20 protein-coding genes are annotated in these 23,542 nt (G+C 53.9%); 13 read left to right on the top strand and 7 right to left on the bottom strand.

Translation table 11 applies throughout. From position 1 onward, the window contains the following. On the bottom strand, positions 1 to 1,059 hold the full coding sequence (locus tag Q8W24_RS03715) for a LysM peptidoglycan-binding domain-containing protein (protein WP_303431260.1): 1,059 nt from the start codon (positions 1,057 to 1,059) through the stop codon (positions 1 to 3). A 159-nt stretch (positions 1,060 to 1,218) separates the two neighbouring features. Between Q8W24_RS03715 and def the strand changes: the two genes are divergently transcribed. Genes def through Q8W24_RS03740 form a run of 5 tightly spaced genes read left to right on the top strand, consistent with a single transcriptional unit; the run spans position 1,219 to position 6,957 of the window. After that, positions 1,219 to 1,740 (top strand): peptide deformylase, encoded by a 522-nt coding sequence (def, locus tag Q8W24_RS03720; protein WP_303431259.1) that lies wholly within the window; start codon positions 1,219 to 1,221, stop codon positions 1,738 to 1,740. Next, positions 1,740 to 2,729, top strand: coding sequence for a methionyl-tRNA formyltransferase (gene fmt / locus Q8W24_RS03725; protein WP_305474457.1), 990 nt, complete (start codon positions 1,740 to 1,742; stop codon positions 2,727 to 2,729). The genes def and fmt overlap by 1 nt, the downstream gene beginning before the upstream one ends. Then, entirely contained in the window at positions 2,726 to 4,102 is a 1,377-nt protein-coding gene (gene rsmB / locus Q8W24_RS03730; protein WP_305474458.1) for a 16S rRNA (cytosine(967)-C(5))-methyltransferase RsmB, read from the top strand. The genes fmt and rsmB overlap by 4 nt, the downstream gene beginning before the upstream one ends. A 2-nt stretch (positions 4,103 to 4,104) precedes the next feature. Then, positions 4,105 to 5,478, top strand: coding sequence for a Trk system potassium transporter TrkA (gene trkA, locus Q8W24_RS03735; RefSeq protein ID WP_303431256.1), 1,374 nt, complete (start codon positions 4,105 to 4,107; stop codon positions 5,476 to 5,478). A 30-nt stretch (positions 5,479 to 5,508) separates the two neighbouring features. Further along, complete coding sequence (locus Q8W24_RS03740; protein ID WP_303431255.1) at positions 5,509 to 6,957, top strand: TrkH family potassium uptake protein; 1,449 nt, start codon at positions 5,509 to 5,511, stop codon at positions 6,955 to 6,957. Between the two features lie 26 nt (positions 6,958 to 6,983). On the opposite strand, the gene Q8W24_RS03745 is transcribed toward Q8W24_RS03740, so the two are convergent. Further along, positions 6,984 to 7,865, bottom strand: coding sequence for a lysophospholipid acyltransferase family protein (locus tag Q8W24_RS03745; RefSeq protein WP_305474460.1), 882 nt, complete (start codon positions 7,863 to 7,865; stop codon positions 6,984 to 6,986). A 430-nt stretch (positions 7,866 to 8,295) separates the two neighbouring features. Here Q8W24_RS03745 and Q8W24_RS03750 point away from each other — a divergent pair, with 430 nt between their 5' ends. The 5 genes from Q8W24_RS03750 (at position 8,296) to Q8W24_RS03770 (ending at position 14,020) form a co-directional block, all read left to right on the top strand. After that, positions 8,296 to 8,949 carry a sensor histidine kinase KdpD gene (locus Q8W24_RS03750; RefSeq protein WP_305474462.1) on the top strand — a complete coding sequence of 218 codons (654 nt, stop codon included), beginning with the start codon at positions 8,296 to 8,298 and terminating at the stop codon, positions 8,947 to 8,949. 208 nt (positions 8,950 to 9,157) lie between these two features. Further along, a complete protein-coding gene (glyQ, locus tag Q8W24_RS03755; protein ID WP_303431252.1) occupies positions 9,158 to 10,177 on the top strand; it encodes a glycine--tRNA ligase subunit alpha in 1,020 nt (339 codons plus the stop codon). Beyond that, complete coding sequence (gene glyS, locus Q8W24_RS03760) at positions 10,177 to 12,255, top strand: glycine--tRNA ligase subunit beta (RefSeq protein WP_305474465.1); 2,079 nt, start codon at positions 10,177 to 10,179, stop codon at positions 12,253 to 12,255. Before glyQ ends, glyS begins: the two co-directional genes overlap by 1 nt. A gap of 157 nt (positions 12,256 to 12,412) precedes the next feature. Next, on the top strand, positions 12,413 to 12,988 hold the full coding sequence (gene gmhB, locus Q8W24_RS03765) for a D-glycero-beta-D-manno-heptose 1,7-bisphosphate 7-phosphatase (RefSeq protein WP_305474466.1): 576 nt from the start codon (positions 12,413 to 12,415) through the stop codon (positions 12,986 to 12,988). 207 nt (positions 12,989 to 13,195) lie between these two features. Next, positions 13,196 to 14,020, top strand: a complete 825-nt coding sequence (locus Q8W24_RS03770; RefSeq protein ID WP_305474468.1) for a 1-acyl-sn-glycerol-3-phosphate acyltransferase — start codon at positions 13,196 to 13,198, stop codon at positions 14,018 to 14,020. A 502-nt stretch (positions 14,021 to 14,522) separates the two neighbouring features. Here Q8W24_RS03770 and fabV read toward each other — a convergent pair. The 5 genes from fabV to dnaA form a co-directional block, all read right to left on the bottom strand. Further along, positions 14,523 to 15,713 carry an enoyl-ACP reductase FabV gene (fabV, locus tag Q8W24_RS03775; RefSeq protein WP_303431245.1) on the bottom strand — a complete coding sequence of 397 codons (1,191 nt, stop codon included), beginning with the start codon at positions 15,711 to 15,713 and terminating at the stop codon, positions 14,523 to 14,525. A 296-nt stretch (positions 15,714 to 16,009) separates the two neighbouring features. Next, positions 16,010 to 18,427 carry a DNA topoisomerase (ATP-hydrolyzing) subunit B gene (gene gyrB / locus Q8W24_RS03780; RefSeq protein WP_305474469.1) on the bottom strand — a complete coding sequence of 806 codons (2,418 nt, stop codon included), beginning with the start codon at positions 18,425 to 18,427 and terminating at the stop codon, positions 16,010 to 16,012. A gap of 55 nt (positions 18,428 to 18,482) precedes the next feature. Next, complete coding sequence (recF, locus tag Q8W24_RS03785) at positions 18,483 to 19,574, bottom strand: DNA replication/repair protein RecF (RefSeq protein WP_303431242.1); 1,092 nt, start codon at positions 19,572 to 19,574, stop codon at positions 18,483 to 18,485. Between the two features lie 6 nt (positions 19,575 to 19,580). After that, positions 19,581 to 20,681: a DNA polymerase III subunit beta gene (gene dnaN, locus Q8W24_RS03790; RefSeq protein WP_303431241.1), complete on the bottom strand. Its 1,101-nt coding sequence runs from the start codon at positions 20,679 to 20,681 to the stop codon at positions 19,581 to 19,583. 16 nt (positions 20,682 to 20,697) lie between these two features. Then, entirely contained in the window at positions 20,698 to 22,203 is a 1,506-nt protein-coding gene (gene dnaA, locus Q8W24_RS03795) for a chromosomal replication initiator protein DnaA (protein WP_305413607.1), read from the bottom strand. Positions 22,204 to 22,725: 522 nt separating this feature from the next. Between dnaA and rpmH the strand changes: the two genes are divergently transcribed. From rpmH to yidD, 3 genes are read left to right on the top strand one after another with little or no spacing between them, the layout of a single operon-like run. Further along, positions 22,726 to 22,860, top strand: a complete 135-nt coding sequence (gene rpmH, locus Q8W24_RS03800; RefSeq protein ID WP_303431238.1) for a 50S ribosomal protein L34 — start codon at positions 22,726 to 22,728, stop codon at positions 22,858 to 22,860. A 32-nt stretch (positions 22,861 to 22,892) separates the two neighbouring features. Beyond that, positions 22,893 to 23,285, top strand: coding sequence for a ribonuclease P protein component (gene rnpA / locus Q8W24_RS03805; protein WP_303431237.1), 393 nt, complete (start codon positions 22,893 to 22,895; stop codon positions 23,283 to 23,285). Then, positions 23,245 to 23,541: a membrane protein insertion efficiency factor YidD gene (yidD, locus tag Q8W24_RS03810; RefSeq protein WP_303431236.1), complete on the top strand. Its 297-nt coding sequence runs from the start codon at positions 23,245 to 23,247 to the stop codon at positions 23,539 to 23,541. Before rnpA ends, yidD begins: the two co-directional genes overlap by 41 nt. Position 23,542: the final 1 nt, after the last annotated feature.

Genomic DNA, 23,542 nt, shown 5'->3' on the forward strand with positions numbered 1-23,542 from the left:
TTATTCAGGGCTGGTGAATTTATCGCCAACTTTTAATGGCCGTGTTGCCCGCATGATCAAGGCATAGGACAGTTTTTCGAAGGTACGGAAGACCATCATGCTGCCTGCGCGCTCTTCTGGCAGCACGACTTTTTCGTCGGCAGCCCGGTCAAACACCACCGCACCGGCTTTTTTCAATATCAGCACATCGCCGGGTTCCAGGTAATCCCGTTCGCCCCGGTTCAAGACCACAACATCATACTGTCCGACCTGGGAAACGCCGTCCGAAACCGCCAGGATCTGACCAGCGACCTTGCCGTTAGGGCTTTTGGGGAAATACTGGGTGATCAGTTCGCGGTCTTCGGTGGGCAACAAGACGTCACCTACAGCGACTTGCTGGTTGGTACGATCCAGTTCTACTGTGCCAATCTCGCCATTACGGGCAATGACGCGGGCAAGGCCGATATCAATCGCTTCCAGACCCAGAATCTCTTCGGTTTCCGGGTCGGTATACAACTGACCCTGACGGAAGATGCCAAAGGCATCGGCGCTGTGGAGTTTGAAATCACCGCGGGCATACACCCGGCTGCCGGCTCCCATCAGCAGGTGGTCATCCACCCCTGACAGAATGCGTGGTGCATTGGTCAGTGTATCACCGTCGACTACCCGGTGTTCACGCAGGAAACCCCGGATGGCACCAACCGGAATCGCCGGAATCGCCGACTCAATTGATTCGATCCGCGCCGTTGGCTGCAATTTAACCGTTCCCGGGCTGAGTTTGACGGTGCGGCTGGCATCACCACGACTGACAATGCCCACTCGGGTTTCGCCGTTGATTGTCATCAGGCCAATCACATCGCCAGGAAAAATCAGGTGTGGATTGCTGATTTGCGAATTCTGGTACCAGATTTCCGGCCACATCCAAGGGTCATTGGTATAGCGGGCAGAGATATCCCACAGGGTATCGCCCTTAACAACCACGTACTCACGAGGGGCGTCTGGTAACAACTGCAACGCCGAGACATTCGCGGTTATACAAATCAGCGCGGCAAACAGCAGGCGCTTGATGGTTTTGCTCATCCTCTATTCCCTTTATCATTCCGATACTAACGTTAATCGTATTCACCGGGGTGGTGGCAGGCTAAGCTGGACAGGTTAACACCAGCCCGCGCTCGGCAATTGCAAGCCGGGCAAGTTTAACAAGCCACTACCCCCAAGTTCTATAAGCACAGTTGATCTATGGCCATTCTGGAAATACTTGAGTATCCCGACCCGCGTTTGCGCACTGTTGCCGCGCCGGTCACACAGGTTGACGATCGTATCCGCACGATCCTCAACGATATGTTTGACACCATGTATGACGCCCCGGGTATTGGTCTGGCGGCGACACAGGTCAACGTCCATGAACGCATCATTACGATTGATGTGAGCGAAGACAAGACCGAACCGCTGGTGTTTATCAATCCTGAGATCCAGGTCCTCGAAGGTGAGCTGGAAACCATGCAGGAAGGCTGTTTGTCGGTGCCCGGCTTTTATGAAGACGTGACCCGCATCGAGCACTGTCTGGTGAAAGCCCTCGACAAGGACGGCCAGCCGTTCGAACTGGAATGCACCGGCCTGTTGGCGGTTTGCATCCAGCATGAAGTCGATCACCTCGAAGGCAAGCTGATGGTCGATTACCTTTCCTTGCTGAAGCGTAATCGGATCAAGGACAAGCTGGAGAAAAAACACAAGGCGGAAGCCCGTCAGGGGAAACGCTGATGGCCCTGCGTATTGTTTTTGCCGGTACACCAGACTTTGCCGCCAGCCACTTGCAGGGGTTGCTCGCAAGCGAACACGATATCGTCGGGGTTTATAGCCAACCGGACCGGCCAGCGGGACGGGGTAAAAAACCGCAACCCAGCCCGGTCAAGCAGTTGGCGCTGCAACACGAGATACCGGTATTCCAGCCGCTGAATTTCAAGACGCCAGACAGCGTCGAGCAACTCGCCAGCCTGAATGCCGATCTGATGGTTGTGGTCGCCTATGGCCTGATTCTGCCAGAGGTCGTGCTGAACACTCCCCGTTACGGTTGCCTCAATGTGCATGCCTCGCTGTTGCCTCGCTGGCGCGGCGCGGCACCGATCCAGCGTTGTATTGAAGCGGGCGACACGCTCACCGGTATTACCATCATGCAGATGGACGTCGGTCTGGATACCGGCGCCATGCTCAATATCGTCAGCACCGCTATTCTGCCCGATGACACCGGTGGCAGCCTGCACGATCGACTGGCCGAACTCGGGCCACCGGCCTTGCTCGCCACTCTGCAACAGGTGGAAGCCGGTACGCTGACGCCTGAAGCGCAAGACGATGCCCTGGCCAACTACGCCCACAAGCTGACCAAGCAAGAAGCCCTGATCGACTGGCAGCAGCCTGCCACTGAGCTGGCGTTACGCATACGGGCCTTTAATCCCTTTCCGATGGCCTACACCCTGTTAAACCAGGATCGTGTCCGGGTACTGGCGGCAGAGGCACTGGAGACATCCGATAGTGCCGCACCGAGTGCCGCATCGAGTGCCATACAGGAGAGCCTGACACCGGGAACAATTGTTGCCGTCGGCAGCCAGGGGCTGGATATCGCCTGCGGCAGCGGCCTGTTACGCCTGACTCGGGTGCAGCTGGCCGGTAAAAAACCCATGAACGTGGCCGATCTGATCAATGGTCAACCACATCTGTTTCAACCCCACTACGTACTGGCATCCTCCCTTTGAGCCGAACACATCCGCTATTGTCGACATCCACCCATGACCCGCGCGCCCTCGCCGCCATTGGTTTGTATCTGGTCGAGGGCGGCCAGTCACTGAATACGCTGATGCCGGCGCTGGAGGGCCAGGTGGAAGACGTCGACCGGGGGTTCCTGCGCGACTTGCTGCTGGGCAGTTGTCGTTATTATTTCCGCCTCAATGCCATTGCCAAGATCTTGCTCAGCAATGCGTTTAACGACGAGCAGGAAGTGCTGCACTGTTTGCTGATTGTGGGTCTCTACCAGCTCGAAATCCAGCACAAGGCCGCCCATGCCGCCGTACACGCGACGGTAGAGGCCTGCGATGAGCTGGGCCATGGTCAGGCCCGAGGGGTAATCAATGCCTGCTTGCGCCGTTATCAGCGCGAGCAAACCGCTCTGGCGGCCCAACTGGCGGACAACCCGGTCACCGCCACCAGCCACCCCAAATGGCTGGTCAAGATGCTGACCAAAGCCTGGCCGGAGCAATGGCCCGATATACTGCACAACAATAATCAGCTGCCGCCGTTGTGCTTGCGGGTCAATCGCCGTCAGGGTGAGCGTGATGCGTATTTACAGCAGCTGCAAGCAGTCGGAATCGAAGCCTGTCCGGCGCCGTTTGCGCCCCAGGGTATTTACCTCAGTGAGCGCTGCGATGTCACCACGCTGCCCGGGTTTATGGAAGGTGCCGTCAGTGTCCAGGATGAAGCCGCTCAGCTGACCGCTGACTTGCTCGCGCCCCGGGCAGGGGAACGGATTCTTGATGCGTGCGCCGCTCCCGGTGGCAAAAGCTGTCATTTGCTGGAGCTGGCCGATATCGATCTGACGGCGGTCGACCTCGAACCCGGCCGAATGGCCCGGGTAGAAGAAAACCTCGCCCGCCTGCAGCTGTCAGCCACGCTGCACAGCGCTGATGTTGCCGAGACCGATCAATGGTGGGATGGCCAGTTGTTTGATGCCATTTTGCTCGATGCTCCCTGCTCTGCCACCGGCGTTATCCGCCGTCACCCGGATATCAAGCTGTTGCGGCGGCGTGAAGATATCGCCCGGTTGGCCGAAATTCAGGCTCTCTTGCTGGATGCCTGCTGGGCGATGCTCAAGCCCGGTGGCCGCTTGTTGTATGCCACCTGCTCGGTATTGCCGCAGGAAAACAGCCAGCAAATCGAAACCTTTGTCCAGCGCACCACTGCCGCTGGTCACTCTGACGTCACGCTTTTGTCACTGGACAAGCCGTGGGGAAGCGCCTGTAATGCCGGGCGTCAGCTGTTCCCTGCGGCCGACAGTACCGACGGCTTTTATATGGCCTTGTTACGCAAAGACATTGCCACTCCATCTGCCACTGACCATGGGGACTCCGTGTAGCCATGAAAATTATTATTCTCGGCGCTGGCCAAGTCGGCGGCACCCTGGCTGAAAACCTGGCCGTCGAACACAATGACATTACGGTGGTGGATACCGATCAGGTACGGCTGCGAGAGTTGCAGGACCGTATCGATATCAAGACGGTCTCCGGTCATGGCTCTTACCCTCATGTCTTGCGCGAAGCCGGAGCCGATGACGCCGATATGCTGGTGGCTGTCACCAATTCGGATGAAACCAATATGGTGGCCTGTCAGGTGGCTTATTCGTTATTCCGGACGCCAACCAAAATCAGCCGGATTCGCTCCAATGCCTACCTGAAGCAACCGGATTTGTTCCGGGTCGATGCCTTCCCGATCGATGTACTGATCTCCCCTGAGCAAGTAGTTACCAACTACGTACGCCGCTTGCTGGAGTATCCTGGTGCGCTGCAAGTGCTCGATTTTGCCGACAAACGCGTGCAGCTGGTGGCTGTTACCGCCTATTACGGCGGCCCGCTGGTGGGTCAGGCAATCCAGCAATTAAAGAGCCACTTGCCCGATGTCGACACCCGGGTGGCAGCGGTCTTCCGTCGCGGCAAGGCGATAGAGCCAACGGGTGACACCATTATCGAAGCCGATGACGAGGTGTTTTTTGTTGCTGCCAACGCGCACATCAAAAAGGTGATGTCCGAGTTACGCCGCACCGAAGACTCTTACAAACGCATTATCATTGCCGGGGGCGGTAATATTGGTTATCGCCTCGCCAAAGAGCTGGAAGCCACCTATCACATCAAGATCATGGAGCGTAACCGCGACCGCGCCCGCTTCCTCAGCGAGAACCTCAATCACGCCGTGGTACTGCTGGGCACCGCCACCGACAAGGCGCTGCTGGAAGAAGAAAATATCGAGAATACCGATGTGTTCTGCGCCCTGACCAACGATGACGAGGTCAATATCATGTCGTCGTTATTGGCCAAACGCTCCGGCGCCCGCAAGGTCATGACGCTGATCAACAAGGCCGCCTATGTCGACCTGGTGCAGGGTGGCTCCATCGATGTTGCCATCTCTCCCCAGCAGGCCACTATTGGCAGCCTGCTTACCCACGTACGCCGCGGCGACGTAGTGAATGTGCACTCGTTGCGACGTGGTGCCGCAGAAGCCATTGAGGCCATCGCCCATGGTGACAGCCACTCTTCCAAGGTGGTCGGCAAGGCCATCCGTGAAATCCAGCTGCCACCCGGCACGACCATTGGTGCCATCGTTCGCGGTGAAGAGGTCATCATGGCGACCTCGGAAGTGGTGGTGGAATCGGATGATCACGTCATCCTGTTTGTGATGGATAAACGCCATATTGCTGATGTGGAACGGCTGTTCCAGGTTGGGCTTGGTTTCTTCTAATACAAATACAGACGTAAGGCGAACCGGATTATGCATATCTCCGTGATTGCACGGGTATTGGGTATCTTCCTGATGTTGTTCAGCTTGACCATGCTGCCCCCTATTCTGGTCTCTTTGTGGTTTAACGATGATGCCCTGCCTGCGTTTGTCAGTGCGCTGGCGATTACCTTTGGCCTCGGCTTTTTATGCTGGCTGCCGGTGCGCCATGAACATCACGACCTGCGCACTCGGGACGGTTTTGTGATCACCGTGCTGTTCTGGATTGTGCTGGCGTTGTCGGGGTCGTTTCCCTTTATGCTGTCGGACAACCCGGGGCTGAGTTTTACCGACGCCTTTTTTGAATCGCTGTCTGGCTGGACCACTACCGGGGCGACCATCATGACCGGCCTCGACCAGCTGCCCGAGAGTATTCTCTGGTATCGCCAGCAGCTTCAATGGCTCGGCGGTATGGGGATTATTGTGCTTGCCGTTGCGGTACTGCCGATGCTGGGCATTGGTGGCATGCAGCTGTTCCGGGCCGAAACACCCGGGCCACTGAAAGACTCCAAACTGACACCCCGTATTACCGAGACCGCCAAGGCGCTCTGGTATATTTATCTGAGCCTGACCATTGCCTGTGCGCTGGGTTATTGGCTGGCGGGGATGACGCCGTTTGATGCCGTCAGCCACAGTTTTTCCACCGTGGCGATTGGCGGATTTTCAACCCACGATGCCTCTATGGGTTACTTCGACAGCGCCACCATTGAGATGATTGCGGTCTTTTTCATGCTGACCTCATCACTCAATTTTGCGCTGCACTTTTACGCCTGGCGCTACCACTCCCTGTCGCATTTTATTCGCGACTCCGAGCTCAAGTTCTTCTTTGCCGTGATGGCCGGAGGCATCGCCCTGACCATTCCGGCCTTGTGGCTGACCAACACCTACGAGCTGCCCGAGGCAGTACGTTACGGTATTTTTGAAACCGTTACCGTGGCCACCACGACGGGGTTCAGTACCGCTGACTTTTCTGCCTGGCCGATTTTCCTGCCCGTATTGCTGTTTATGATGGCCTTTATCGGGGGCTGTGCCGGTTCAACCGGCGGCGGTATGAAGGTGATTCGGGTGCTGCTGATTTTCAAACAGGGAAATCGTGAGATTAATCGGCTGGTGCACCCCAATGCCGTGATTCCTGTGAAAATCGGCCGTCAGCCGGTATCCGAACGGGTACTGGAAGCCGTGTGGGGATTTTTTGCCCTGTATGTTCTCACCTACATGGTGATGATGCTGTTACTGCTGGCCACCGGGCTCGACCACGTAACGGCCTTTTCCGCCGTCGGTGCCTGCCTCAACAACCTCGGCCCGGGCCTTGGCGAAGTGGCCACTCACTACGGTGATATCAGTGATGCTGCCAAGTGGATTTGCGCTCTCACCATGCTGCTGGGGCGGCTGGAAATCTTTACCTTGCTGGTGCTGATCAGCCCATCGTTCTGGCGCGGCTGAGTGCGCCCGCAACACGGGCGCTTGTCTCAGGGTACCCCGGCTGCTTTATACGGGCTGGGGGTGCCATCGGGCTGACGCTTGAAGCGTTTGTACGTCCACTGGTATTGCTCCGGTGCCATGGCGACCACTTGCTCGACACTGCGGTTCAGTGCGGTGCAGGCAACGTTGGCATCCTTGCTGTAGATATCGGCATCCGGTTCCAGAAAGTGCACATCAAACCCCTCGGCATCAGGGCGACGCAAGGCAAACGCCATTAACGCCAGTGCCCCGGTCCGCTGTAACAGCTCGTGGGGCATGCGCGGCGTCAGTGTTGGAACGCCCATAAAAGGGACGATCACGCCACTGCGGCGCTCGGGTTCCTGATCCGGCAAAAAGCCCGCCACGCTCCCTTGCTGCAGCGTTTTGAACAGCGCCCGTACGCCTCCGGCCGTGGTCGGCACCAGTGTCGCACCGGTGTTCTGGCGACGCTGTCGCATCCAGCTATCAAACTGCGGATTCTTTGCCGGCTTGAACATGATGGTGATCTGGCAGCGGTTACTGAGGTAGGTATTCAGCTGCTCCCAGTTGCCAATATGAGGGGCCAGAATCAAGACACCCCGGCTGTCGGCCAAGGCATCATCCAACAGTTTGGCGTTATGCACCCGTCGTATCAGGCTCAGTACATCAATTGTATTCTTGCCCCAGAAAACACCCATCTCTGCACCGGTCATGCCGTTGTGCAGCAAGGTTTTTTTCAGTAACTGATCGCGCTCTGCGGTGTCCATATCCGGCGCCGTCAACGCCAGGTTCACCCGTGCCACTTCCCGTGACCGGGTGCGGCGTAACCACAGCAGCCAGCCCAGGCCACGTCCAATACGCTGGGTCAGCCCCAAGGGCAGCAGTCCCAGCAAGCGAACAAGGCCAATCATCCAATATCCGGTAATCTGTTTCACCGCTTCTCACTGTTCTGACTTGAAAAGCGCAGTGTACGACCTGTGTTTATTCAGGCAAGTGTTATAGCAGCTGGCTCAAAATGACACTGGCATGACGTTGACGATAAAGGTTCAATCCTGTCCAGACAGCGGCATCGTCTATACTGAGAAGCTGGACAGCCAATCCACGGAGGGACACCATCACGAATCCTGGCCGCACGAGGTGACAGAGACACGCCTCAACGCTAAAGTGCCTCTGAGCACTGCCCTTGGCGGCAAACGGCAAAATCGCTAACGCCACACAGATATCTGTCCCGGATATCCATAGTGGTCGCGGACGAGATGGTGTAACGCTTGTCCCTGAACCGTTTGTGCGCTCCCGGCGCTCGATGAACCACTTTACTCGCTTGCTCCAGGAGCTTGCTTCATGAAATTTGATTACATGATCGGTGCGGTCATCCACGACCTGAAAAACCAGTTGCAAACGCTGCTGGCGTGCGAACAGGAAGCGCTGACGCATATTCCTGAACGCTACCATGCCTATCTCAAGCCGATTTTGCAGAACACCAGCCGCCTGCAAAACGACGCCATCCAGATGATGACGCTGTTCCGGATGGAAAAAGAGCGTGATTTCCCCCTCGATGATGCCTGGCCCCACGACACCGTCCTCGATGCCATCGATTCAACCCAGTTGCAGTTTCCCAATATTCGTTTTGAAAACAACATCGACGAAGCCATTCAGGGTTTTTACAGCGAAGATCTGGTGCATATGGCACTGGTGACGCTGATCACCAACAGCGCCCAGGCCGGTGCCACGCGTATCCGTCTCAGTGCCTCCATCGAGAGCGGCAACAACACGCTGGTTTTCCGGGTCGAAGACAACGGCCACGGTTTTGATCAAAGCATCCTGAACGGCGAGCGTATCACCACCAAAAACGGTGGCAGTGGCCTCGGCCTTTACCTGATCGGTGAAATTGCCCGCCATCACAAGCAAGGCGAGCAGCAAGGCCGTGTCAGTTGTGGCAACCTGCCCAAAGGGGGCGCAGAAGTCTGTATTGTTCTGCCTCATATACAGCATTAACAGCGGCTCGATTTCACCGACCGGTAGGATGATGGTTGGCCGGCATCCGCTGCGCCTGTTCCGTTGATCGCCGTACAGGCTGGCTATCCCTTGTTCCTCTGCCAGGGCCTGCAAGACCCTCATGACGGATTGCCTCTGTCTTCAACCTCCAGCGCTGCTATAATCCCGGCCTTTGTTTTTCAGGAACATCTCCCCAGGGGTAGAAGCTGTGAGTCAGAGTCGCCATAACGTCAAAACCTTTCAGGGCATGATTGCCGCCCTGCAAGAGTACTGGTCCGATCAGGGCTGTGTTATCAACCAGCCACTGGACCTCGAAGTCGGGGCCGGTACTTTCCATGTACACACTTTTTTACGCGCCATTGGCCCGGAAAAATGGAACTCGGCCTACGTTCAGCCCAGCCGTCGTCCCACCGATGGCCGTTACGGTGAAAACCCCAATCGCCTGCAGCACTATTATCAGTTCCAGGTGGTCATGAAGCCTTCCCCAGCCAACTTCCAGGAGCTGTACCTTGGCTCTCTGAATGTGCTTGGGGTTGATACCCTGATCCACGACATCCGTTTTGTAGAAGACAACTGGGAATCGCCAACACTGGGCGCCTGGGGTCTGGGCTGGGAAGTCTGGCTCAACGGTATGGAAGTCACCCAGTTCACCTACTTCCAGCAAGCCGGTGGGTTGGAATGTTTCCCGGTCATGGGTGAAATCACCTACGGTCTCGAACGGATCGCCATGTACCTGCAGGAAGTCGACTCGGTCTACGACCTCGTCTGGACCTATGGCCCCGACGGAGAGCCAGTCACCTACGGCGACGTCTTCCATCAAAACGAAGTGGAGCAATCCACCTACAATTTTGAATTCGCCGATGTCGACTTTTTATTCCAGGCCTTCGATCAATACGAAAAAGACTGCACCAAGCTGGTCGCTGCCAACCTGCCACTGCCAGCCTACGAACAAACCCTGAAAGCCTCGCACACCTTTAACCTGCTGGATGCACGCGGGGCGATTTCTGTCACCGAGCGTCAGGGCTATATTCTGCGTGTTCGCACCCTCGCCCGTGCCGTCGCTCACTGTTATTACGACAGTCGTGCCGAACGTGGCTTCCCGCTGGCCGAAGACGGTATTCGTGAGGAAGTGCTGGCCAAGTGGTTAGCCGATAAAGAAAAGGACGCTGAAAAAGCACGCAAGAAGGCTGAGAAAGAAGCAGCCCAAGCGGCTGGGGAGAACAAATAATGGCCACTCAAGATTTTCTGGTAGAGCTGGGTACCGAAGAACTGCCACCCATGGCATTAAAAAGCCTGTCGGAAGCCTTTGCCGACGGCATCGTCAATGGCCTGAACGACGCCAGCCTGACGACTGACAAGGTCACCATTTTTGCTGCACCACGACGTATGGCCGTGCGTATTACCGGCCTTGCCGAGCAACAAGCCGATCAGCAGGAAACCCTCTATGGCCCACCGGCCAAAATCGCCTACGATGCCGACGGTAATCTGACCAAGGCGGCGGCAGGTTTTGCCGCCCGTGCCGGTGTCGATGCCAGTGAGTTACAAACCGCTCCCGAATCTGCCGGTAAAAACGCTGGCAAGCTGATGATCCAGCGCACGATCAAGGGTAAACAAACGGTTGAGTTGCTGCCTGCCATCGTACAGACCAGCCTCGACAAGCTGCCGATTCCCAAGCGCATGCGCTGGGGTGACTCCCGGGTTGAATTTGTCCGGCCAGTACAATGGTTGGTGATGCTGTTTGGTAACGCCGTTGTCGACGCTGAAATACTGGGCTTGCAAGCCGGTAACACCTCCATGGGTCACCGCTTCCATGCACCTGGTGAAGTAAGTATCAACTCACCGGCCGAGTACGAAGAAACCTTGCGTGCTGCCTATGTGATGGCCAGTTTTGCCGAACGTTCGGAGCTGATTGCCAAACAGGTAAAAGCCGCCGGTGAAAAACTGGGTGGTGAAGCGGTTATCAGTGACGACTTGCTCGAAGAAGTCACCGCGCTTAATGAGTGGCCTGTCGCCCTGGCGGGTTCATTTGATGAAAGCTTTCTGACCGTTCCGGCGGAAGCACTGGTCTCTTCCATGAAAGAGCACCAGAAATACTTCCACGTAATGAAAGATGGCCAGCTGCTGAACAACTTTATTACCGTCGCCAATATCGAATCAAAAGATCCGGCCCAGGTGATTTCCGGCAACGAGCGAGTGATTCGTCCACGTCTGGCCGATGCCAAATTCTTCTGGGATACCGACCGCAAGCAGCCGCTGGCGAGCCGTTTCGACAAGCTCGAGAACGTTGTCTGGGTCAACAGCCTCGGCTCCATCGCCGACAAGGCCCGCCGCATTTCGACGCTGGGGCAGAAAATTGCCAGCGCCATGAACGCTGATACCGCTCTGGTTGAGCGAGCCGCCCGATTGTGTAAAAACGATCTGGTCTCCAACATGGTATTCGAGTTCACCGACCTGCAAGGTCTGGCGGGTAAATATTACGCCGAGCACGATGGTGAACACGCCGATGTCGCCGCCGCCATGATTGAGCAGTACATGCCCGCCTTTGCCGGTGATGCACTGCCCGATACCGCAACCGGTACTGCCATTGCGTTGGCCGACCGGCTGGACTCACTGGCCGGGCTGTTTGGCATTGGCCAACTGCCCACCGGCTCCAAAGACCCGTTTGCCCTGCGTCGTGCCTCTCTCGGTGTATTACGTATTCTGGTGGAAAAGAAGATCAATATCGATCTGTCGGATCTGCTCGACTGGGCACTCGACAATGACTGGCCGATTGAATTACAAGCCGACACCAAGGCTGCCCTGACAGAGTATCTGCTCGACCGCTTCAGTGCCTGGTACCAGGACGCGCATATTCCGGCGGATGTGTTCCTCTCGGTCCGTGCCCTCGGCATTACCCAGCCGCTCGATATTGACCGTCGGGTGAAAGCCGTACACGCTTTCAGCCAGCTGGAATCAGCCGCCGCATTGGCCGCTGCCAACAAACGGGTTTCCAATATTCTGGCCAAAAACGGCGGCGATACCATCACTGCCGAAGTCAACGCCGAGCTGCTGCAGGAAGTACAGGAAAAAGCCCTGTTTGAAGAAGTCACGGCGCTGGCCGATCTGGTTGGCCCGGTTATCAAACGCGGCGATTACGAAGGTGCCTTGACGGTATTGTCCACCTTGCGTGATGTGGTCGATAACTTCTTTGATAATGTCATGGTGATGGCGGATGACGAAGCGATCAAAAACAACCGTCTGGCGCTGCTGAAGCAGCTACGGGCGATGTTTATTGCCATCGCTGATATCAGCCTGCTGCAAGGTTAAAACCTGCTGAACTGGCACACAGACGACGGCAAGCAATATAAGCGGCTCAATCGTCTGTCTCTGACTACAAAAGCCCGGCTGGTCCGGGCTTTTGTGTGTTCGCTCACACTGAATGATGGATACACTGGCCTGTGCCATGCCCTCGGAGATCAATCCCATGTCACTGATTATTCTCGATCGTGATGGCGTCCTTAATCAGGACTCCGATGCTTACGTCAAATCTGCCGCGGAATGGATCGCTATTCCCGGCAGTGCCAAAGCCGTCGCCCGCCTGTGCCAGGCGGGTTATCAGGTAGCCGTCGCCACCAATCAGTCGGGGTTGGCCCGGGGTTATTTCCATCAGGATGATCTCGATGCCATGCACAGCAAAATGAATGCCTTGATTGAAGCCGAGGGCGGTCATCTTGCCCATATTGCCTGGTGTCCCCATGGCCCCGGGGATCAGTGTGATTGCCGCAAGCCATTACCTGGCCTGATCCATCAGATTGAACAGGCGCTGGGAGTCTCCGCCCAAGGGGCTGTCATGGTCGGCGATTCTATCCGGGATCTCGAAGCCGGTACCGCAGCTGGATGTACACCAATACTGGTGCGCACCGGCAAGGGCCGTGCCTCAGAAAACAAGCTGGCCACTCACCCAACACTCGCCCATACCGCCGTGTTTGATGATCTGTCATCCTGGGTAGATCAATTCCTCAATTCGGAAAATCAAAACCCGATAATCGGGCCTGACTGATAGCTCAATAGCCTCACGAATACTTGGTGTGTCGGAGCCGGGTCAGGTAGTCTGGCTGGCAGGCCCTGTAACCCACAATCTGCTTGGAGTCCGGTGCAGTGCCCGTGCCCACAGGGAAACAGTCATAGGAAATGACGTAACAATCAAAACCTCATGGCAATGGTATAAACACGCAGACAGTTTGATTTTCAACAAGGCTTCTTCAGCATGATGAACAGCTCCAGTTATTCGGCCGCTGCCGACGTTCCAAACTCACCGTTCAGCCATAAACTACGCAGTATCCTTTTTTACATTTGGCTGACGGTAGTCACCGTTATCTGGTTTATCCCCAGTTTATTGATTGGCCCTTTTTTACCGCTCAAGGCACGTAATTATTGGGTAATGGGCATTCATTGCCGCCTGGTTATTTTTGGTTTGCGCTGGATTGCAGGTATTCGCTGTGAGGTCGAAGGCCGGGAAAATATTCCCAGCGATGGCCGTGGCTATGTGCTGATCAGCAAACACCAGAGCACCTGGGAAACCTTTATGCTGCCAACACTGATCTACCCACACGTGCAGGTGGTCAAGAAAGAGCTGTCTTACCTGCCGTTTTTTGGCTGGGGTTTGCAGTTGATTCAACCCATTTTTATTAATCGTAATAAAAAGACCAACGCTCTCAAGCAAGTCATTCAGCAAGGTGAGGTGCGGCTGAAGGCAGGTATTCACGTGCTGGTCTTTCCAGAAGGCAGCCGTATTCCTTCGGGCAAGCGCAAGCTGTTTTCCAAGGGAGGGGCCATGCTGGCGACCAAAACCGCTGCTCCGGTTATCACCATTGCCCATAACTCTTCCGAGCATTGGCCCAACACTCATTGGGTAAAATCGCCGGGGGTTATTCGTATGGTGATCAGTACTCCCATCGAAACCGCAGGTATGAGTACTGCCGACTTGAATGAACTGACTGAAACCTGGATCAACGAGCAGGTCGATCGTATTTCTGATCTGCCATTCCAGGGTGAGTATGTGGAAGCCGTGACCAGCGGCAAGCGCTTCTAGCCAGCACACAGCAAACACCACGCAGATTGGTTTTAACAACGGCTCTCTGGTTTAACCTGAGGGCCGTTTTTATTGCTCTGCATATCGTGAGGCCATCCTGTTCCATGTGGAACATTCGGGCTTATGGTGTCGGTCGTCCTCGTCCTGTCGTGAATTCTGACCTTACTTGGATATTGCACGCTATCGCTTAGCGCATAACAAGAAGCCATAAAAAAGCCGATGATTCTTTGGGAATCATCGGCTTTTTTACTGTTCTTCTGAGTGTGCCTGTCGCCAGTGTGGCTTGGCTCTTGTCTTGATGGCTTGGCTGATCATCGCTGGCTGAAGAGTGTGTTTCACGTGAAACACGTCGCCGTTTCACTCTCTTTATCGTCTGCCAGTACCAGCCTGGTTCTCTGGCACTGATCTACTCACACACCCTACACCCCGGCTTCAGCCCCGCTTTCAATCGCCCACTCTGGCCCGGAACACCAAAGCCCGGAACATTCAGGCATGGTCCGATTTACTCGACCATGCCTTTGATGGTGACCAGCGGATTAACATCGGCTTCGTAGTCTACGCCTTCCAGGCCAAAACCAAACAGGCGCAAGAACTCTGCCTTGTAACCGGCAAAGTCGGTATCGGTCGCGATGGTGTCCGTGGTGATGGTATCCCAGGCATCTTCAACGGCTTTTTGTACTTCCGGAATCAGCTCCAGTTCATCAACCCGGGCACGCCCTTCATCATCCAGACGTGGAGTATCTGAATACAGGCACTCGCTGTACAGGCGATACAGCTGTTCGATACAGCCTTCGTGAGTACCCTGCTCTTTCATCACTTTGAATAGCAGCGACAGGTACAGCGGCATAATTGGAATGGCGGAGCTGGCTTGTGTCACAACGGCTTTTAACACAGCAACCCGGGCATCGCCGCCTTTGGCCGCCAGTTTTTCACGGATAGCGATCACTCGTTTGTCGAGATCTTGCTTCGCCTGGCCAATGGTACCGCCCCAGTACAGATCCCAGGTTACCTTGTCGCCGAGGTAGGTAAACGCAGACGTTTTGGCACCATCCGCCAATACCCCGGCGGCATCCAGCGCATCAATCCACATCTGCCAGTCTTCACCACCCATAACGGCAACCGTATTGTCGATATCTTCTTGAGAAGCGGCTGGCAAGGTGAAGTCCTGAATGATTTCCTTATCGGTATTGATACCTCGCAGGGTAACGTCTTTACCGATGGGTTTCAGGGTCGAGTTATGGACAACTCCGGTTACCGGGTGCTGGCGACGAGGAGCAGCCAGGCTGTAAATAACCAGGTCGACTTGACCCATATCGGCCTTGATGGCGTCGATGGTTTTTTGCTTGATCGCATTGGTAAAGGCATCACCGTTGATACTTTTTGCATACAAGCCATCGGCTTCAGCAAATTGATGGAACGCCGCCGAGTTGTACCAACCAGCACTGCCTGGTTTTTTCTCTGTTCCTTCTTTTTCAAAAAACACACCGAGTGTGGATGCACCTGCACCAAAGGCAGCCGCAATACGTGCAGCCAGGCCATAACCGGTCGAAGCACCAATCACCAGGACACGCTTGGGCATATCGATCTTGCCCTGTGCCTTGATAAAGTCAATTTGCTCTTTAACGTTTGCTTCACAACCACTTGGGTGGGTTGTTACACACATAAAACCGCGCACTCTCGGTTTGATAATCATGAATCATTCCTGTCGATCTGGATTACGGGATACCCGAAGCACTCGTCTGGCAGCAACAAGCAGGCTTCGGCCAATGCTGGGTTATTGTAGCTTGCCACCCACTATATAGCAGCTCTCTTTGGGACAAGCACTGTTGAGTCAATCATCCCCTGCTGATCGGACATTTCTGTGGATAACTCAGTGGATGAAATTTTTTGATGCGTTTTTTCAGTGACAGACTCTTGCCACCCAAAAGCCTGAAATAAAAAAGCCCCGACCGAGATACCTCCGCCGGGGCCTGATAAACACTGGAGAAATCAGAAATCCAGGTTCGCTACGTTTAATGCATTGGCTTCGATAAAGGCGCGACGCGGTTCCACTTCATCCCCCATCAGGGTTGTGAACATCTTGTCGGCGGAAATGGCATCCTCGATACCAACCCGCAGCATACGACGGGTATTCGGGTCCATGGTGGTCTCCCACAATTGATCCGGGTTCATCTCTCCCAGACCTTTATAGCGCTGGATATTGAAGCCTTTTTTGGCTTCATTCAGCAGCCATTGAATTGCATCCCAGAAATCAACGATAGGATAAACACGCTCCCCTCGTTGAATATAGGCATCACTTTCCAATGTATCGCTCAGGCGTTGGCTGATCATCGACAATCTGCGATAACCGGAACCGGTAAAAAATTCACGATCGAGAATATAATCACGTGGCACACCATGAGTAATGACCTTAACCAGTACATTAAACTCGTTACGCTCAGTATCCTGGATATGTTCCACGTGGAAATGGTTGCCACTGCGGCCAGCATCCGGCAGTACTGCGTCCAGCTGCACAGCCCAGTTTTTTACAAAGGCTTCATCACCCAGAGCAGAGGCTTCCACAACAGGCAGCGTCAGTAGCTGGTGCAATACGGCTTGAGGAATCAGGCCAGACAAGCGCTGTACGATCTCTTGTGCTGCCCGATAGTCGGCAACCAGTTCAGCAAAAGCCGTGTCCGTTATGGCTGGCGCATCCGCTGACGGGTGAAGTGCGGCTTTTTCCAAAGCGATATGAGTCAGGTACTCCTCCATCGCTTCTTCATCCTTGATGTACTGTTCTTGCTTGCCACGTTTGATTTTGTACAACGGCGGCTGGGCAATATACACATGACCACGTTCAATGATTTCTGGCATTTGGCGGAAGAAGAAGGTCAGCAACAGCGTCCGGATGTGCGCCCCATCCACGTCCGCATCGGTCATGATAATAATGCTGTGATAACGCAATTTGTCGGGGTTAAATTCTTCCCGGCCAATGCCACAGCCCAATGCAGTAATCAGGGTGCCGACTTCTGCTGACGACAGCATTTTGTCAAAGCGGGCTTTTTCAACGTTGAGGATTTTACCTTTCAACGGCAAAATTGCCTGGGTACGACGATCCCGGCCTTGCTTGGCGGAGCCGCCGGCCGAGTCCCCTTCCACCAGGTAGACTTCTGACAAGGCTGGATCTTTTTCCTGGCAATCCGCCAGCTTGCCAGGCAGACCGGCAATATCCAATGCGCCTTTACGTCGGGTCATTTCACGAGCACGACGAGCGGCGTCACGAGCACGGGCGGCATCGATCATTTTGCCAACCAGGTCTTTTGCCTGCGACGGGTTTTCCATCAGATATTCACTGAACAGGCGTCCCATCTCCTGCTCCACCGCAGGTTTCACTTCAGAAGATACCAGCTTGTCTTTGGTCTGGGAGCTGAATTTTGGATCAGGTACCTTGACCGAAATAATCGCGGTCAGGCCTTCGCGGGCATCGTCACCAGTGGTGGCCACTTTGGCTTTTTTCGCCAGACCTTCTTTTTCAATATAGGTATTCAGGGTACGCGTCAGGGCCGCACGGAAACCGGCCAGGTGACTGCCACCATCCCGTTGTGGAATGTTGTTGGTGTAGCAGAAGATATTTTCCTGGAAGGAGTCGTTCCACTGCATCGCCACTTCCACAGCAATACCGTCTTCACGCTCAGCATTAAAATGGAAAACGTCGTTCAGGGCGGTTTTGCCGTCATTGAGATATTTTACGAAGGAGGCTAACCCACCTTCAAACTCAAAAACGTCTTCTTTATCGGCGACTCGCTCATCTTTTAAATAAATGCGAACACCGGAGTTCAGGAAGGATAATTCCCGCAGGCGTTTGGCCAGGTACTCATAGGAGAATTCGGTTTTGGTGAAGGTTTCTTTTGATGGTAAAAAAGTCACCATGGTGCCGGTGGTGTCACTGACACCCACTTCCCGCAATGGGTAATCTGGCACACCGTGGCTGTATTCCTGTTCGAACAGTTTGCCACCACGGCGAATGGTCATTTTCAGGCTTTCAGATAACGCATTGACGACGGAAACACCCACGCCGTGTAATCCACCTGAAACCTTATAGCTATTGTCATCAAACTTGCCGCCAGCATGCAGTACCGTCAGAATCACTTCCGCAGCAGAGACACCTTCTTCTTCGTGAATCTCGGTGGGGATACCTCGGCCGTTATCCGACACCGATACCGAATTGTCCGTGTGAATAACGACATTAACGCTGTCACAATAACCCGCCAAGGCTTCATCAATGGAGTTATCAACCACCTCAAACACCATATGATGCAGGCCGGTGCCATCGTCCGTATCACCGATATACATGCCTGGGCGCTTGCGAACGGCATCTAGGCCTTTCAGTACTTTAATACTGGACGAATCGTAACTCTGCTCACTCATTCAGTGTTCCTCTTGGGCGGAAATAGCATCAACAACTGCTTGTTGGATCAAGTGATCAGGAAAGGCTTTCTTCTTCGATTTTGCCGTGTTCCACATGAAACACCTTGAAGTCGGAGGGGGTCCAGCTGTCCATCAGTTGCTGCTTTTCTATACTTGTAATAAATACCTGACATTTTAAATCTTCCAGCACCTGGCATAAAGCCAAACGGTGCCGGGAATCCAGCTCTGAGGCCAGGTCATCGACCAGGTAAATAGGCGCATTACCACAGCTTTGCTTATACAGAATTCCCTGGGTAAGCTTCAGTGCTGCCACCACTGTTTTTTGCTGGCCTCGCGACAGTACATCCGCTGCCGGTAATTTATTCACTCGAATACGCAGCTCTGCCCGATGTGGGCCAGACTGAGTATAGCCCAGCTGTAAATCCCGCTCTTGCTGTCGGGCCAGAATATCCTTGAGCTGGCTGTCCTTTTCCCAGCCGGGATAATAATGTAATCCTACCTTGATGCTTTCATCGAGTGCTGCCAGCGTAGTCTCAAAGCGAGGCACAAAATCTTTCAGATAAGCCAGGCGATACTGGTGAATCTTTTCGCTGGCTTCCATAAAGCCATCATCCCAAACATCCAGCCAGCTGGTTTCTTTTTGTTTCAGCACGCTGTTGCGTTGTTTTAGTACCTTACGGAAGATCCGCCATTCTTCGATAAAGCCAGGTTCCACATGGAACACTCCCCAATCAAGAAACTGGCGGCGGTCTTCTGGAGATCCAACCAGTAACCGGAAGGTATTGGGCTCAATCACTTGAACCGGCAAGCAACTGGCGACCTGCGCCTGGGATGTCAGTACCGATCCATCGAGGCGAAACAGTACGTCACCATTACGTAAACGGAGGCTGTACAGGTTCTGTGTTTTTTCTTCATCAGGCTCGCCCATCTCGCATTCCAGCTCAAGCCGATCCGCATCGTGCAGGATCAGCTGTTTAATCTGATTGGAACGGAAAGATTTGCCGGAAGACAGCAAGGCGATGGATTCCAGCAAGCTGCTTTTACCGCTGCCGTTATCACCATAAATAAAGTTAACACGGGAATGAGGCTGAATCGTCAGCGGTGCCAGATTACGGACACCGCGAACGGACAAACGCCGAATCGGCATAAATACCTACAAGCGCATCGGCATCACAACGTAAAGCGAGTCGCCACCTTCCGGTTCTTCCAGAAGTGCACTGCTATTTGCGTCGGACAGCGTCAGTTTGACGTTTTCATTACTGATAACAGACATAACGTCCAGCAGGTAGGCAACGTTAAAGCCCATTTCAAGGGAGTCGCCACTGTAATGAACGGCTACAGATTCTTCGGCTTCTTCTTGTTCAGGGTTATTGGCAAACACTTGCAATAAATCCGGAGCCAGCACCAAACGCACACCACGATACTTTTCGTTGGAAAGAATCGCCGTCCGGGCAAATACCTGGCGTAATTCCTGGCGATCGGCCAGCATGACGTTGGTACCGTTTTTTGGAATTACCCGGGTGTAATCCGGAAACTTGCCATCAACCAGCTTGGAGATAAAAGTGAAATTCTCGGTTTGGGTGCGTAAGTGATTACCACTCAAAGACAAGGTCACGCTCATCTCGGCGTCTGTCAGCAGTTTTGCCAATTCCAGCACGCCTTTGCGTGGCAAGATAATCTGGCTGGCTTCATCCGGCCCGGATATATCAACACGGCAGGTCGCCAGGCGGTGGCCGTCGGTTGCAACGGTACGCAGTGAGTCAGTGCTGACTTCAAACAGCATGCCGTTAAGATAATACCGTACGTCCTGTTGCGCCATGGCAAAGCTGGTGCGATCCAGCGCCCGGCGTAACACCTGTTGGCTCATGGTAAAGCTTTTTTCTTCACCCACCGATTCAACGTTAGGAAATTCGCTGGCAGGCAAGGAGGACAAGGTAAAACGTGAACGACCAGAGCGGATATTCACGCGCTGGTCATCAAGGGCAATTTCTATCTGGGCACCGTCCTGCAAGGAGCGGCAAATATCCATCAGTTTTTTGCCGGGCACAGTAACAGCACCTTCAACACCGGCTTCGTCAAGCGTTACCCGGCCAACCAGTTCGACCTCGAGATCGGTCCCTGTCAGGGATAACTGCTGACCACGCACTTCCAACAATACATTGGAGAGCACCGGTAACGTCTGTCGTTTTTCAACAACACCCGCCACCAGTTGCAGGGGGCGTAGCAAAGCTTCCCTAGAGATTACGAATTTCATGTTTCTCCACTCAGGTCTAGGTTGTCAGTGAACGCAGCAGGTTCTTGTAATCTTCAAGAACGTCAGCGTTGGTTTGTTGCAGTTCTTTCACTTTTCTACAAGCGTGCAACACCGTCGTATGATCTCTGCCACCAAAGGCTTCGCCAATCTCGGGAAGACTATGATTAGTGAGCTCTTTGCTTAACGCCATCGCCACTTGTCGTGGGCGGGCGATCGATCGTGTTCGGCGCTTAGATGATAAATCAGAGATCTTGATTTTGTAATACTCGGCGACGGTCCGCTGGATATTATCAATACTGACTTGCCGTTCTTGCAGAGCAAGCAGGTCTTTCAGCGATTCCTTGATAAACGGCAGGTTGATTTCACTGCCGGTGAATTGCGCACTGGCAATCACTCGCTTCAGGGCACCTTCCAGCTCCCGGACATTGGAGCGAATGCGCTGGGCAACAAAAAAAGCAGCATCATCAGGTAAGTGCACCCCACTTTGCTCTGCTTTTTTCATCAAGATGGCGACCCGGGTTTCAAGCTCGGGAGGTTCAACACCGACCGTCAGTCCCCAGCCAAAACGACTCTTCAACCGCTCTTCAAGGCCATGAATTTCTTTTGGGTAACGGTCACAAGTCAGAATCATTTGCTGACCACCTTCCAACAAGGCGTTGAAGGTATGGAAAAACTCTTCCTGAGAGCGCTCTTTACCGGCGAAAAACTGGATGTCATCAATCAGCAAGGCATCCAGACCGCGATAGAAACGCTTGAATTCGTTAATGGCATTCAGCTGCAGGGCCTTGACCATATCCTGCACAAAACGCTCGGAGTGTACATAAAGTACCTTGGCGTTCTGGTTTTTTGACTGTAGATAATTGCCGACCGCATGCATCAAGTGGGTTTTACCCAGGCCAACACCACCATATATAAAGAGTGGGTTGTACGACCCGCCAGCGTTTTCGGCAACCTGCTGGGCTGCAGCGTGGGCGAGCTGGTTCGATTTGCCTTCAACAAAAGTCTGGAAGGTAAATGTCGGGTTCAGGAAGGAACGGTGCTTTACCCCTCCTTCTACCTGTACTTCCCGGCGAGAAGTGGAAGCCGCGGATGTATTGACAGGCATTTGTACCGGAGGTTTGGCAGTAACCGCTGGCGGCTGGAATTCATCCACCATTGGCTCATCATCTTCTGCTCGTGCCCGAGTGGCAGCAAAGCTGGAGGCCGGATTACGCGCCACCGGTGGCTGTGGTTCAGCCTGGCGCGGCGCAGGCGGTGGCGCACGAAACATCGGCTGCGATTCACCCACGGTCAGATCCACGTGAGTCAGCCGTCCGCCATTCAACTCGGAAAGAATTTCCTGGATTCGTTGCAGGTATTTGTCTTTGACCCAATCCCGAACAAAGCGGTTTGGCGCACTTAATACCAACCGCTGATTTTGCTCAGACGCCATCAGAGGTCGAATCCAGGTGTTGTACTGCTGGGTCGGCAATTCATGCTCCAGATGCCGTAAACATTCATCCCAAAAAACAGCCACACCCACCTCAATTTACGTTTTGGTCAAGGCCGCTAGTGTATCCAAAGTGGCAGAAGTTATCCACAGAATAGTCTGACTCGCAGCGGGTGAATTCAGTACCATCGAAACTGCCAACCAACAACCTGTGGAAAACCTGACCGTAATCACCCATTTACTCCACAGCAAATGATGGCGATCAGACAGCGACGGTATATCTTGCTCTTTCACACACGGGTTACGGTCAGCTTAATACCACCTTCATCACTGGAACAAGACCTGGTTATTAACTCTATAAATTCATTGGAATCAAAAGCTTAGACCGGTTATCCACAGAAAAACCGTGGCGTAATAATAATAACTTCATCAGTCCTCCCTCTCTTTTCAAACACTAATTCATACAAAATAATAATATTGGAACTGTGGGGAATTATGCTGACCGATTCGGTCATCAAAATTGGTCAGGAAACAGTCATTGCCATTTATCCGGCTTTCTCATACAATTGCCGCCCTTTAAAAACTGACCCCTAAACATTAACCGGGTATCCGAATATGAAACGTACATTTCAACCAAGCGTCCTGAAGCGCAAGCGCAACCACGGCTTCCGTGCACGTATGGCTACCAAAAGCGGTCGTCAGATCCTGACTCGCCGTCGTGCCAAAGGCCGTCAGAATCTGAGCGCCTGATCGGGCAGATAGCTCCCGACCGCAGTTTACTGATGATCGATTTGACCTTTGGCCGTGATGCACGATTGCTGAAACCAGCTGAGTTCAAACGAGTTTTTGATGATACTGAACGGCGCGGGAGTACTCCCCAATTGCTGGTCCTTGCTTCTGGCAACCAACAACAGCGTCCGCGTCTGGGGTTTGTGTTAGCCAAGAAGCAAATTCGACATGCTGTCGATCGAAATCGTGTCAAACGGTTGATTCGGGAATCATTCCGTCATCACCAGCCCGAACTGGGTTCATACGATTATGTCGTATTGGCGAGGTCAGGAATTACCGAACTGGACAACCGTCAGATACGTGAGATGATTGACTCCCTCTGGTTCCGATTAAAGCGACCAAACCATGGCAAGTCCGGCAACAATCAAAAAAGACGGCGACGTTAGTTTTGCAGCTCGAATACTGCTGTTGCTGATTGCCGGCTATCGCTACGCCATCAGTCCGTTATTGCCCTCCCGCTGTCGTTTTTACCCTACCTGCTCGTCTTATGCTGCTGAAGCGGTAACACGATACGGTGCCTTGCGTGGCGGTTATCTCGCCATCCGTCGTTTGGTCAGATGCCACCCTTGGGGGGATCACGGCGTTGATCTGGTACCTGATTTACCCAAACATTCTTCCAACTGTTGTCAACGGAAACCCTGAA

This window comes from Oceanobacter sp. 4_MG-2023 (assembly GCF_030689165.1).
Taxonomy (GTDB): Bacteria; Pseudomonadota; Gammaproteobacteria; order Pseudomonadales; family Oceanobacteraceae; genus Oceanobacter.

Bases quoted from the DNA above. Each gene is read 5' to 3' on its own strand.
- Q8W24_RS03715 (WP_303431260.1), bottom strand. From the start codon at position 1,059: ATGAGCAAAACCATCAAGCGCCTGCTGTTTGCCGCGCTGATTTGTATA.
- def (WP_303431259.1), top strand. From the start codon at position 1,219: ATGGCCATTCTGGAAATACTTGAGTATCCCGACCCGCGTTTGCGCACT.
- fmt (WP_305474457.1), top strand. From the start codon at position 1,740: ATGGCCCTGCGTATTGTTTTTGCCGGTACACCAGACTTTGCCGCCAGC.
- trkA (WP_303431256.1), top strand. From the start codon at position 4,105: ATGAAAATTATTATTCTCGGCGCTGGCCAAGTCGGCGGCACCCTGGCT.
- Q8W24_RS03740 (WP_303431255.1), top strand. From the start codon at position 5,509: ATGCATATCTCCGTGATTGCACGGGTATTGGGTATCTTCCTGATGTTG.
- Q8W24_RS03745 (WP_305474460.1), bottom strand. From the start codon at position 7,865: ATGATTGGCCTTGTTCGCTTGCTGGGACTGCTGCCCTTGGGGCTGACC.
- Q8W24_RS03750 (WP_305474462.1), top strand. From the start codon at position 8,296: ATGAAATTTGATTACATGATCGGTGCGGTCATCCACGACCTGAAAAAC.
- glyS (WP_305474465.1), top strand. From the start codon at position 10,177: ATGGCCACTCAAGATTTTCTGGTAGAGCTGGGTACCGAAGAACTGCCA.
- gmhB (WP_305474466.1), top strand. From the start codon at position 12,413: ATGTCACTGATTATTCTCGATCGTGATGGCGTCCTTAATCAGGACTCC.
- Q8W24_RS03770 (WP_305474468.1), top strand. From the start codon at position 13,196: ATGATGAACAGCTCCAGTTATTCGGCCGCTGCCGACGTTCCAAACTCA.
- fabV (WP_303431245.1), bottom strand. From the start codon at position 15,713: ATGATTATCAAACCGAGAGTGCGCGGTTTTATGTGTGTAACAACCCAC.
- gyrB (WP_305474469.1), bottom strand. From the start codon at position 18,427: ATGAGTGAGCAGAGTTACGATTCGTCCAGTATTAAAGTACTGAAAGGC.
- recF (WP_303431242.1), bottom strand. From the start codon at position 19,574: ATGCCGATTCGGCGTTTGTCCGTTCGCGGTGTCCGTAATCTGGCACCG.
- dnaN (WP_303431241.1), bottom strand. From the start codon at position 20,681: ATGAAATTCGTAATCTCTAGGGAAGCTTTGCTACGCCCCCTGCAACTG.
- rpmH (WP_303431238.1), top strand. From the start codon at position 22,726: ATGAAACGTACATTTCAACCAAGCGTCCTGAAGCGCAAGCGCAACCAC.
- rnpA (WP_303431237.1), top strand. From the start codon at position 22,893: ATGATCGATTTGACCTTTGGCCGTGATGCACGATTGCTGAAACCAGCT.
- yidD (WP_303431236.1), top strand. From the start codon at position 23,245: ATGGCAAGTCCGGCAACAATCAAAAAAGACGGCGACGTTAGTTTTGCA.